General features: G+C 69.1%; 6 protein-coding genes. All 6 read left to right on the plus strand.

Features of this window, described 5'->3' with window-relative positions; translation table 11 throughout:
- The first annotated feature begins 15 nt into the window (after positions 1-15).
- The 6 genes from aspS (at position 16) to ACVT6V_RS17655 (ending at position 12,095) form a co-directional block, all read left to right on the plus strand.
- Complete coding sequence (gene aspS / locus ACVT6V_RS17630; protein ID WP_489894994.1) at positions 16-1,827, plus strand: aspartate--tRNA ligase; 1,812 nt, start codon at positions 16-18, stop codon at positions 1,825-1,827.
- A 234-nt stretch (positions 1,828-2,061) separates the two neighbouring features.
- Positions 2,062-5,532, plus strand: a complete 3,471-nt coding sequence (locus ACVT6V_RS17635) for a transglutaminase family protein (protein WP_489894996.1) — start codon at positions 2,062-2,064, stop codon at positions 5,530-5,532.
- Positions 5,533-5,561: 29 nt separating this feature from the next.
- Entirely contained in the window at positions 5,562-8,279 is a 2,718-nt protein-coding gene (locus ACVT6V_RS17640) for a circularly permuted type 2 ATP-grasp protein (protein WP_489900860.1), read from the plus strand.
- Positions 8,276-9,256, plus strand: a complete 981-nt coding sequence (locus ACVT6V_RS17645) for a transglutaminase family protein (protein ID WP_489894998.1) — start codon at positions 8,276-8,278, stop codon at positions 9,254-9,256. Before ACVT6V_RS17640 ends, ACVT6V_RS17645 begins: the two co-directional genes overlap by 4 nt.
- Positions 9,257-9,475: 219 nt before the next feature.
- Complete coding sequence (locus ACVT6V_RS17650) at positions 9,476-10,639, plus strand: phosphotransferase family protein (protein ID WP_489895000.1); 1,164 nt, start codon at positions 9,476-9,478, stop codon at positions 10,637-10,639.
- Between the two features lie 10 nt (positions 10,640-10,649).
- Entirely contained in the window at positions 10,650-12,095 is a 1,446-nt protein-coding gene (locus ACVT6V_RS17655; RefSeq protein ID WP_489895002.1) for a replication-associated recombination protein A, read from the plus strand.
- The last annotated feature ends 213 nt before the right edge of the window (positions 12,096-12,308 follow it).

Raw genomic sequence — 12,308 nt, forward strand, 5'->3', positions numbered from 1 at the left:
CTGGAAGGACTCTGAGTGCTCCGCACCCATCTCGCCGGTTCGCTTCGCCGCGCCGACGCCTCGCAGACCGTCACCGTCGCCGGTTGGGTCGCACGTCGCCGTGATCACGGGGGCGTGATCTTCATCGACCTGCGCGACAGCTCGGGTCTGGTCCAGGTGGTCTTCCGCGACGAGGCGGTCGCCGAGGCGGCGCACCGGCTGCGCGCCGAGTTCTGCGTCGCGGTCACCGGGGTGGTCGAGGTGCGGCCCGAGGGCAGCGAGAACCCGAACCTGGGCTCCGGTGAGATCGAGATCAACGCCGCGAAACTTGAGGTGCTCAATGCTGCCGCGCCGTTGCCGTTCCAGCTCGACGATGCTCCCGGCGAAGAGGCCCGCCTGCACTACCGGTACCTCGACCTGCGTCGCGAGGGTCCGGCCCGGGCGCTACGGCTGCGCTCGCAGGTGAATGCAGCTGCGCGCAGTGTGCTCGCCGATCACGACTTCGTCGAGATCGAGACGCCGACCCTGACCCGGTCGACCCCGGAAGGAGCCCGTGACTTCCTGGTGCCCGCTCGACTGCAGCCCGGCACGTTCTACGCGCTGCCGCAGAGCCCCCAGCTGTTCAAGCAGCTGCTGATGGTCGCCGGGATGGAGCGTTACTACCAGATCGCGCGCTGCTACCGCGACGAGGACTTCCGGGCCGACCGCCAGCCGGAGTTCACCCAGCTCGACCTCGAGATGAGCTTCGTCGACCAGGACGACGTCATCGCGCTGGCCGAAGAGGTGCTCGCCGCGTTGTGGAAGCTGATCGACGTCGAGATCACCACGCCCATCCCACGGATCACCTATGCCGACGCGATGCGCCGATTCGGCACCGACAAACCCGATCTCCGTTTCGGTATCGAGCTCGTCGAATGCACCGAGTACTTCGCCGACACCCCGTTCCGGGTGTTCCAGGCGCCCTACGTCGGTGCCGTCGTCATGCCGGGTGGTGCATCGCAGCCGCGTCGACAGCTCGACGCCTGGCAGGAGTGGGCCAAACAACGCGGCGCCAAGGGCCTGGCCTATGTGTTGGTCGGTGAGGACGGCGAACTCGGCGGCCCCGTGGCCAAGAACCTGTCCGATGCCGAGCGTGCCGGACTCGTCGCACATGTGGGGGCGAGCCCGGGCGACTGTGTGTTCTTCGGTGCCGGTGCGGTGAAGTCGTCGCGGGCGCTGCTGGGTGCGGCACGTGGTGAGATCGCCGAGCGGCTCGGCCTCATCAAGGACGGGGAGTGGGCTTTCACCTGGGTGGTCGACGCCCCCTTGTTCGAACCGGCCGACGAGGCGACCGCCTCCGGTGACGTCGCCGTCGGCTCCGGCGCGTGGACCGCGGTCCATCACGCGTTCACCGCACCCAAACCCGAATCCGTCGACCAGCTGGAGTCCGATCCCGGTTCGGCGCTGGCCTACGCCTACGACATCGTGTGCAACGGAAACGAGATCGGTGGCGGATCGATCCGTATCCATCGCCGCGACGTGCAGGAGCGCGTCTTCGAGATCATGGGCATCAGCCACGAGGAGGCGCAGGAGAAGTTCGGCTTCCTGCTCGACGCCTTCGCCTACGGCGCACCGCCGCACGGCGGGATCGCGTTCGGCTGGGACCGCATCACCGCGCTGCTCGCCGGCGAGAACTCGATCCGTGAGGTGATCGCGTTCCCGAAGTCCGGCGGCGGTGTCGACCCGCTCACCGATGCGCCCGCGGCGATCACCCCGCAGCAGCGCAAGGAATCGGGCATCGATGCCAAGCCGGTCTCGCGTCATCAGCCTGCCGAGAACGCGGCCGAACGTGCCGACGGCAGCGCCTGACCGTCCCGGCTCACCGGTCCCGGAGGCCCCTGCTTCCGACCGGCCGGAAATGCACCCCGGAAATGCACCCCGGAGAAGTGCCCCTCGCAGCAGCGCCGCGAACACCATGTCGATCGCGGTTCTGACGGGGACGCTTTCCCGGGGCGCTTCCCGCGCGGCGGATCACACAACGGATGGGCGTGATACCTCCCGCATATCCGGCATCGGATCGGTATCTGTGATGAGATTTCTGACATGACGATCAAGGTGGCCCTCGAGCATCGTACGAGTTACGCGTTCGATCGCCCGGCAAAGATCTTCCCCCACGTGGTACGTCTGCGGCCGGCGCCGCACTCGCGCACGCCCATCGAGGCCTACTCGCTGAAAATCGAACCGGCGGAACACTTCCTGAACTGGCAGCAGGACGCGTTCAGCAACTACATGGCCCGTCTGGTGTTCCCCGAGCCGTCCACGTCGCTGTCGATCACGGTCAGTCTGGTGGCCGACCTGACGGCGATCAACCCGTTCGACTTCTTCATCGAGGACTGGGCGGAGAACTACGGTTTCGACTACCCCGAGGAACTGAGCACCGACCTGGAGATCTTCCTGCGGCCGGTGGGGGTGACCGAGGGGGAGTTCGCCGGTTCGCCGGTGCATCCGTCGATCGCCGAATTCGCGGCCGAACACAAGCCCGGCGGCAAGGTGCGGATCATCGATTTCCTGGTGTCCCTGAATCAGGCGGTGCAGAAGGCGGTCGGCTACACGGTCCGCCTCGAGGCGGGTGTACAGACGCCCGAGTACACGCTGGCCAGCGGGATCGGTTCCTGTCGTGACTCGGCCTGGCTCCTGGTGGCGGTCCTGCGTGAACTCGGCCTGGCCGCACGCTTCGTGTCCGGCTACCTGGTCCAGCTGACCTCCGACATCAAGTCGCTCGACGGACCGTCGGGCCCGGACGCCGACTTCACCGACCTGCACGCGTGGACCGAGGTCTATCTGCCCGGCGCGGGCTGGGTGGGGATGGACCCGACGTCGGGTCTGTTCGCGGGCGAGGGCCACATCCCGCTCGCGGCGACACCGAGCCCGGGCGGTGCCGCCCCGATCACCGGCGCGACCGGGCCCTGCCACGCCACGCTGGACTTCTCCAACACCGTGTCCCGCTTCCACGAGGACCCGCGGGTGACGCTGCCGTACACGCCGTCGCAGTGGGAGCGTGTGCAGGAGTTGGGCGCCGCCGTCGACGCGAAGATGAAGGAGAACGACGTCCGGCTCACCATGGGTGGGGAGCCGACGTTCGTCTCGATCGACAACCAGACCGACCCGGAGTGGACAACGGCCGCCGACGGCCCGCACAAGCGGGAGTTGGCATCGGACCTCGCGGCCCGCCTGAAGGAGGCCTACGCACCGACCGGATTGGTGCAGCGCAGTCAGGGCAAGTGGTACCCGGGTGAACCGCTGCCGCGCTGGCAGATCGCGCTGATGTGGCGTGCCGACGGACTGCCCATCTGGCGACGTCCCGAACTCCTGGCCGACCCGTGGTCCACCCGCGCGGAGGCACAGGCGAGCATCGACGTCGAGTCGAGCGGCCCGAAACCAGGGACCCGCGGGTCATCGGGGACGGCTGAGAAACTGCTCGCCGCATTCGCGACCCGCCTGAGGCTTCCGCTGGCCCAGGTCATGCCGGCCTTCGAGGATCCGCTGCTGCGGATGCGAGACCTGGCGGCGCTGCCGCCCGGCGACCCCGGCGACGACCCGACGCTGCGCACCTACGTCGCCGCCCAACTCGCCGAGGCCGCGGTCGAGGCGGCCGACGCCGACGAGGACCTCACACCGCCGGAGGACTCCACTCCGGCCCGTCGGGCATTGCTGGAGAAGCTCGACGAAGCGGTCAGCGCGCCGACCGCGTACGTGCTGCCGCTGAGCCGGTCCGAGGACGAGACCGCTTGGCAGAGCGCGCGCTGGACGACCCGCCGCGGCCGGCTGGTGCTCACCCCCGGCACATCGCCCGCCGGCCTCAGGCTGCCGTTGAACTCGCTGTCCTGGGGGCCCGCACCGACGATGTTCGAGGTCGACCCGTCGGCCCGTCCGGGCCCGCTGCCCGACGATCCGGCAGAGGCACTCGGCTGGACGGTCAAGGAGATGGACCCGAGCGCGTTCGTGCCGCGGTCCGCTGTGGTCGCCGAGATGCGGGGCGGCGTGCTGTATGTGTTCCTGCCGCCCACCGCGTCGCTCGAGGAGTACCTGGCGATCGTCGAGATGGTCGAGGACGCGGCGGCCGACATCGACACCCCGGTGGTGATCGAGGGATACGGCGCGCCGGCGGACGGGCGCCTCATCACGCTGACCGTCACGCCGGATCCCGGTGTCATCGAGGTCAACATCCAGCCCACCGACAGTTTCGCCGAACAGTCCGAGCTGCTCGAGTCCCTGTATGACCATGCCCGCCGGTCGCGCCTGGGAACCGAGACGTTCGACCTCGACGGCAGCCACGGCGGCACCGGCGGCGGTAACCACATCACTCTCGGCGGATCCACCCCGGCGGATTCACCGATGTTGCGACGCCCCGACCTGCTGGTCTCGATGCTGACGTACTGGCAACGGCATCCGGCGTTGTCATACCTGTTCTCCGGACGGTTCGTCGGCACCACGTCGCAGGCCCCCCGTGTCGACGAGGGGCGCGAGTCGTCGTTGTACGAGCTGGAGATCGCCTTCGCCGAGATCGATCGACTCGCGGTGAAGGCGGGCGGTGCGAGCGCGATCGATGCGCCGCCGAACCCGTGGGTCACCGACCGAGCGCTGCGGCATCTGCTCACCGACATCACCGGCAACACCCACCGGGCCGAGTTCTGCATCGACAAGCTCTACAGCCCGGATTCGCCGCGTGGCCGGCTCGGTCTGCTGGAGCTGCGTGCCTTCGAGATGCCGCCGCACCACCGGATGGCGATGGTGCAGTCGCTGCTCGTGCGTTCGCTCGTGGCGTGGTTCTGGGAGAACCCCTACCGGGGCCGACTGATCCGGCACGGCGCGGATCTGCACGGTAAATACCTGTTGCCGCACTACATCATCGCCGACATCGCCGCGGTCGCCGAGGAACTCCGAGAGGCGGGCTACCCGTTCGACACGGCATGGCTGGACCCGTTCACCGAGTTCCGCTTCCCCCGGCTGGGGACGGTGCAGATCCGCGACCACGAGGTCGAGTTGCGCGGTGCGATCGAGCCCTGGAACACCCTCGGGGAGGAGTCCACCGGGATGGGCACCGCGCGTTACGTCGACTCGTCCATCGAGCGCGTCCAGGTCCGGGTCCTCGGCGGTGAGGACGACCGGTTCATGCTCACCTGCAACGGTTTCCCGATTCCGCTTCGGCCGACCGGGCGTACCGGAGAGCGGGTCGCCGGCATCCGGTTCCGCGCATGGCAGCCGCCGAGTGCCCTGCACCCGACGATCAGTGTCGACACGCCGTTGACGTTCGACCTGGTGGACACGGTGTCGGAGCGGTCGGTGGGCGGTGCGACCTACCACGTGGTGCACCCCGGTGGCCGGGCCTACGACCGCCCACCGGTCAATGCCGTCGAGGCGGAGTCTCGGCGCAACGGCCGGTTCGAGGCAACCGGGCACACCAGCGGTGTCGTCGACGTGGGACTGCTGCGCGAGCGTCACGCGCGGATCGCGACCGATTCCGGGGTCCCGGCAATCCTCGATCTGCGTCGGGCACGTACAGTTCTCCGGTGACTGTTTCGTCGGGCAACACGTTGCCCGGGGTGTTCGATCGATACCGTCCCGACGGTTCCGCGCTGTTCGATGTGACCCGGATCGACGCCCGTCCGGCGCCGCTGAGCGCCACGCCCGCCCCGTTCGACGAGATGGTCGATCCCGCCGGACGCACCCGCACCGCGTGGAAAGAGCTCGTGGACGGCTACGCGCTGCGTGGTGACGCCCGCCTGCAGGCCGCGGCGGCCCGTCTGGCCACCGCGGTGGGCGACGAGGGCGTCGTCTACAACGAATTCGACGGGGTGCAGACCGTCGCCCGTGACTGGCAGATCGACCCGGTACCCCTCATCGTCGACGGGGTCGAGTGGTCGGACGTCGAGAAGGCCGTCATCCAGCGATCGACCCTGTTCGATCTGCTCATGCGCGACCTGTATCGGGATCAGAAGACCGTCCGGTCCGGACTCATCCCGCCGGAGATGGTCTTCGGCCACCCCGGTTACATCCGCAAGGCCGCGCGGCTCGAGGTCCCCGGTCCGCACGCCCTGTTCCTGCACGCGCTCGACCTCGGACGCGCTCCCGACGGTAGGTTCGAGGTGTTCGCCGACCGTACCCAGGCGCCGTCGGGGATCGGGTTCGCGATCGTCGACCGCAAGTTGCTGTCCCGGACGTTCCCACAACTCTTCCAGGCCTGCGCGCCGCGGTCGGTGACGAACTTCGTCGGCACCATCCGGCTGGCCCTCTTCGACTACGCCCCGCCGGGGGTCGACGACCCGACCGTCGCGGTGCTCAGTCCCGGGAGCATGTCCGAGACGGCGTTCGACCAGGCCCACCTGGCGTCGGTGCTGGGCCTGCCGCTTGTCGAGGGCAGCGATCTCACCGTGCGGGACGGTGTCGTGTACATGCGCTCGCTGGGCAAGTTCAAGCGGGTCGACGTCCTGTTGCGACGTGTGGACGCGGAGTTCGCGGATCCGCTCGATCTACGTACTGACTCGCGCCTCGGCGTCGCCGGACTCGTGGAGGCCATCTCACGGGGCACGGTCACCGTGGTGAACACGTTGGGCAGCGGAGTGCTGGAGAACCCGGCCCTGCACACCGTGCTGGCGAAACTGGCTCCGGTGCTGCTCGACGAGGAGCTCGCGATGCCGTCGGTGCCGACGCTGTGGGCAGGGGACAACCTGCAGCGCGGCAAGATCGTCGCCGACCTTGACTCCTTCGTGCTCACCAATTTCCGCACCGGGGAGGAACTGCTGGGACCGATGATGACCGCCGCCTCCCGTACCGAGCTGGCGGCCCGGATCGAGACGCAACGATGGCAGTGGGTCGCTCGAGAGTTGCGCCCCTACTCGGTGGCGCCGACGATGACCGCCGGGCGGTTCGCGGGGTCGGGGAGCGGGCTCGTGCGCGCCGCTCCGGTCGGGATCAGGGCGTTCAGCGTCGCCCAGGGCCCCACCTACGCAGTGATGCCCGGCGGATTGGGTGCCGTGCTCGCCGATGGTGTCGCCGGGTCCGCGCAGCGTTCGGTGGCCGCCAAGGACGTCTGGGTGACCAGCGCCGACGTCGGCGGACATGTCTCCCGCAAGTCTGTCACCAAGGCGGATGTGTCGGAGGCGCCGACCTCGCGCGGTGCCGGCCGGCCGGCCCGGGTCACCGAGTACTCCGACGTCGCCGCCGCCGCCAGTCCGCGCGTCCTGGCGGATCTGTTCTGGTTCGGCCGTTACGGCGAGCGCACCGAGGCGACCACCCGGTTGGCGAAGGTGGCGCGTGAGCGGTACCAGGAGGTCCAGTACCGGCCGTGGATGAGCGGCAGCGCGGCGGTCCCACAGGTGCTGCACGCCGCGGCGATCGTCACCGGGACCGCCGCCTACCTCGACACCGCCCACCTGACCGCCGAGCACGATGATCAGCCGACCGCGCCGGATCGGGTCGCCGAGGCCATCATCAAGCTCACCGATCTCACCGTGGCGCGCGCGGTGCCCGGGACCATCGCGCACTCGGTGGACCGGCTGGTGTCGACGGCGCGCGCGGTTCGGGATCAGATGTCGACCAGCACCTGGATGGTTCTCGCGCCGGTGGAGCGGGCGATCGAACAGCTCAGCGCCCATGTGCGCGCCGGCCGTGACGGTCGCCTCGAAGTGCCCGACGACGCACTCGACCTGGGCTCCGAACTGGGCCACGCGCAGGACGAGGTGCTGCACGGGGTGCTGGCGCTCGCCGGTCTGCAGGCCGAGTCGATGGTGCATGACGCAGGCTGGCGTTTCATGGACATCGGCCGTCGGATCGAGCGCGCGGTGACGCTCGCGGATCTGACCCGTGCGCTGTTCACCAACCACCGTGATCGGGAGGTCGAGCAGGCGCTGCTCGAGTCCTATCTCGTGGCCAACGAGTCGTCGGTGATCTACCGCAGACGAAACCGGGGTCTCTACCAGCTCGAGGCGGTCGGAGAGTTGTTGTTCTTCGACGAGTCCAACCCGCGCGCGATGACCTATCAGCTGACCCGCATGCACGATGACCTTGCCGACCTTCCCGATGCACTCCGTTCGGCAAGCGCGGAGCGGATCGTCGAGGAGATGATCGCCGAGCTCCGACGGTCCGACCCCGACGATCTCGCCGCCGTGGATGCCGACGGGCGCCGTGGCGAGCTCGACGAACTGATGACGGCACTGGGTGCCGGCGCACGGGAGCTGTCCGAGGTGCTGGACCGTACGAGATTCGCCTCGCCGGTACAGGCCCAGCCGATCTGGGGCGGGGGAGGTGTCGACGCGCCGTGAGCAGTCCCGTTCCCACCCCGGGTTCCGACCGCACCCGGCGATACCGTGTGCTGCACCGCACCTGCTACACCTACGACGATGTCGTCTCGTCGTCCTACGGCCGGTGCTATCTCATCCCGCGAGAACTGCCCGGTCAGCGCGTCCTCGAGGCCGATGTCCGCATCGAGCCGGAACCAGACGACTGGTCCACCGGCGTGGATGTCTACGGCAACACCGATTGTTACTTTCACGTCCGGACCGATCACGACGAACTCGTGGTCACCGGGACGTCCGTCGTCGAGGTCGATCCGCCCGACGCCGGTGTCCTGCTGTCGCCGGCCGCGCTCGGCCCGTGGGAGCTGGCACGCCCGGCGGTGGTCGGTCACGCCGGTGCGGGTGTGACGGAGTTCGCCCTCGACCTCTATCCGCCCGAGATCACCCCGGCGGTGGTCGACTACGCGCAGCAGGTCTTCACGCCCGGACGACCGACGATCGAGGCGGTCACCGACCTCACCAGCAGGATCTTCCGCGACTTCACCTACAAATCCGGCTCGACCGCCATCAGCACCCGGGTGGACACGGTCCTCGAGCGGCGGATGGGTGTCTGCCAGGACTTCGCCCGCGTCGCGATCGCCTGTCTGCGGTCGGTGGGACTCGCCGCACGCTACGAATCCGGGTATCTCGCGACGGACCCGCCGCCGGGCCGGGAACGCATCTTCGGCGCCGACGCCAGCCACGCGTGGGCGGCGGTGTGGTTGCCGGGGGATCACTGGGTGGCGTTCGACCCCACCAACGACAAGCTCGTCGACGAACGCCACGTCACGGTGGCCTGGGGTCGCGACTACGACGACGTTCCGCCGCTGCGCGGGGTGATCTACACGGAATCGAAGAAGAGTCGTATCGACGTCGCGGTCGACGTCAGTCCGATCGATGTCCTCGACGCGGCCGTCGAGGCGGCGGGCGGGTCGGAGGACACACCCCGGGCGGCCGTGGACTGATCTCACAGACCGGATGGCGGATCGGCGGGCCCCAGGTCACGGACACCCGCTCGGTCGTCCTCCGAACAGATGACACCGCCGGAGGCGCCGCTCCGCGGAACGATCGGTGTTGTGCGAGACAGGATCTGGTGAAGTGACAGTTTGTCGGTGGCAACTGTGTTGCAGATGGGTGAAGGGTAGTGACGCGTCGTTCTCGGATTGGGTAGGTTGGTTGTCGACATGACGGTTATCACTGAGAGTCGCATTGCCAGTGTGGTGCGCGCGGCCGAGTCGGTGCTCTCGCATCGAGCCGGTTCCTCCGTCACCCTCGCCGACCCGGAAGACCTCGGTGGCAGCGGCCGCACCGTGGTGGTGCGGGCGCGGGTGATGGCCAACCCTCTGTCGATGGATCGCACCTTGGTGATCAAGGCGCTGCCCGCCGACGAGGATCCGCGCGCTTTCCACCGTGAGTTGGCGTCCTACAAGTACGCCACCGCGTTGCCCAACGAGTCCCGGCCGGGTCCCCAGTTGATCGCATCCGATCCGGACGTGCGTCTGCTCGTCCTCACCGACCTCGGACACGGTCGCACGATGAACTCGCTGCTGTCGGGCACGGACGCGGTCGAGGCGTCGCACGCGGTCAGCGCCTGGGGGCAGGCGCTGGGGCGTATGCACGCCGCCACGGTCGGCGGGGAGGGCGACTTCCTGGCCATCCTGCGGCGCCATGCGTCCGGTCTCGAGAGCTCCGACATCCTCGGCGAGTCGGCGGCCCGCGCCGTCAGCGACGCACCGTCGCACCTGGACCGATTGGGCGTCGAGCTCCCCACCGAGGTGTTGGAACGGATGCAGTCGGCCTGTGAGCTCGTCGCCGCCGGTGACCACCGCGCGTTCAGCCCGTCCGACGTCGGCCCGGAGAACATCCTCATCAACGATGACGGCGTCCAGTTCATGGACTACGAATGGGGCGGCTTCCGGGATGCCACGCTCGACATCGCCTACGCACTGGTGACCTGCGGCGCACAGCTGTCGCCGTCCAACGCCGCCCATCGTGCCGAGCTCGAGATCTCGATGGTCGACGCGTGGCGGTCGGAGGTCACGCCGATCTGGCCCTCCCTCGGTCACGACCGGGAATGTGCGCGCAAGATCACGAATGCCAGACTGTTGTGGACGTGGCTGTCCACCGTCTGGATGCTGCCGGTGCACGACGGGGTCGTCACAGTGGCGATACCCCAGGTCAGCCCCGCCGGATACACCCACGACTGGGCGCTGCACACCAACGACCCCCGCGTGGTCGTGGCGCGATGGACGGACCTGGCGACGGCCGCCGTCCGTTCCGGGGAGTCCGGCATCGCGGAGTTCGCCACGCAGCTCGGGGCCGCGCTGCAGCGCACCTGGCTGCGCTGACGCCGCCGCCATGGATGGGCTCTTCGACCCGCCGAATGCAGGCTCACCGGAGAGTGCCGGAGGCCTGCGTGCCGGGACACCGTTCGCCGGGCCGGTCGCCGCGAATGCGCCGCTCGCGGTCCGCATGCGCCCCCGATCGCTCGACGAGATCGTGGGGCAGGGGCATCTGCTGGGGACCGGTTCGCCGCTCCGCAGGCTGATCAACGGGTCGGGCGCGGCGTCGGTGATGCTGTACGGACCACCCGGCACCGGCAAGACCACCATGGCATCGCTGATCTCCCAGGCCACCGGCGGCCGATTCGAGGCGTTGTCCGCCCTCTCGGCGGGCGTCAAGGAAGTGCGCGCCGTGATCGACGTCGCCCGGCGGCGGCTCATCGACGGTCAACAGACAGTGCTGTTCATCGACGAGGTGCATCGGTTCTCCAAGACCCAGCAGGACGCCCTGCTGGACGCGGTGGAGAACCGCATCGTCCTGCTGGTCGCGGCCACCACGGAGAACCCGTCGTTCTCGGTGGTCTCGCCGCTGTTGTCGCGGTCGTTGGTGCTGCAACTCCGCTCGCTGTCCGGTGACGACATCCGGGAGGTGCTCCGTCGGGCCATCACCGACCCGCGCGGTCTCGACGGGCAGGTCGAGGTCAGCGAGGATGCGCTGGATCATCTGGTCGCCGTTGCCGCGGGCGATGCCCGCCGCGCGCTGACCGCACTGGAGGCCAGCGCGGACGCGGCAACACGGGACGAGCAGTCCGACGACGGGGATGCGAGTGCGGACGGACGAGCCGCGGACCCCACCTCGGGCACGTTCCGGCGGGTCCTCGACGTCGCCGACGTCGAGGCGGCGATCGACCGGGCCGCCGTCCGGTACGACCGCGCCGGCGATCAGCACTATGACGTCACCAGCGCCTTCATCAAGTCCATCCGCGGCTCCGACGTCGACGCCGCACTGCACTACCTGGCGCGGATGATCGCAGCCGGCGAGGACCCGCGCTTCATCGCCCGGCGCCTGATGATCCACGCCAGCGAGGACATCGGCATGGCCGACCCGATGGCGTTGCAGACCGCGGTCGCCGCGGCGCAGGTCGTCGCCCTCGTCGGGATGCCCGAGGCGAAACTGGCCCTCACCCAGGCGACGATCCACCTCGCCACCGCCCCCAAGTCGGCGGGGGTGGTCTCGGCGATCGGCGCCGCGCTCGCCGATGTCGAGGCCGGCCGCTCCGGTGCGGTACCCGCCCATCTGCGCGACAGCCATTACGCCGGCGCGAAAGGGCTCGGCAGCGGTATCGGCTACCGCTATCCGCACGACGACCCGGACGGGGTCGTGGCGCAGCAGTATGCGCCGGATGACCTGGTCGGCGTCGACTACTACCAGCCGACCGATCACGGCTTCGAACGTGAGATCAGTGCGCGGCTGGGAAAGTTGCGCTCGATCGTGCGTCGCGCCGTGGCGAGGAGGCGTTGAGGCACTCCGCGCTGGTCCACACCGCATACCGGGCACCGAAAGCCAGGAGAAGCCGCGTCTGGTGTCGGTGGTCGGTCCACCGTCATCGGGGTGACGCGCCGCATGGCGGTAGGCTGGTATGTCGCAGTTCGTCGGCGTTGCGGACAACTCCGCGACCGGGCCCGCGCCCGCCCGGCGACCCATCCGATACCACACGAACCGACTGACCCCGAC

The organism is Gordonia sp. LMA167 (genome assembly GCF_058130025.1).

What these genes read in the sequence shown, in the direction of transcription:
- ACVT6V_RS17635 (WP_489894996.1), top strand. Translation starts at nt 2,062, where the DNA reads ATGACGATCAAGGTGGCCCTCGAGCATCGTACGAGTTACGCGTTCGAT.
- ACVT6V_RS17650 (WP_489895000.1), top strand. Translation starts at nt 9,476, where the DNA reads ATGACGGTTATCACTGAGAGTCGCATTGCCAGTGTGGTGCGCGCGGCC.
- ACVT6V_RS17655 (WP_489895002.1), top strand. Translation starts at nt 10,650, where the DNA reads ATGGATGGGCTCTTCGACCCGCCGAATGCAGGCTCACCGGAGAGTGCC.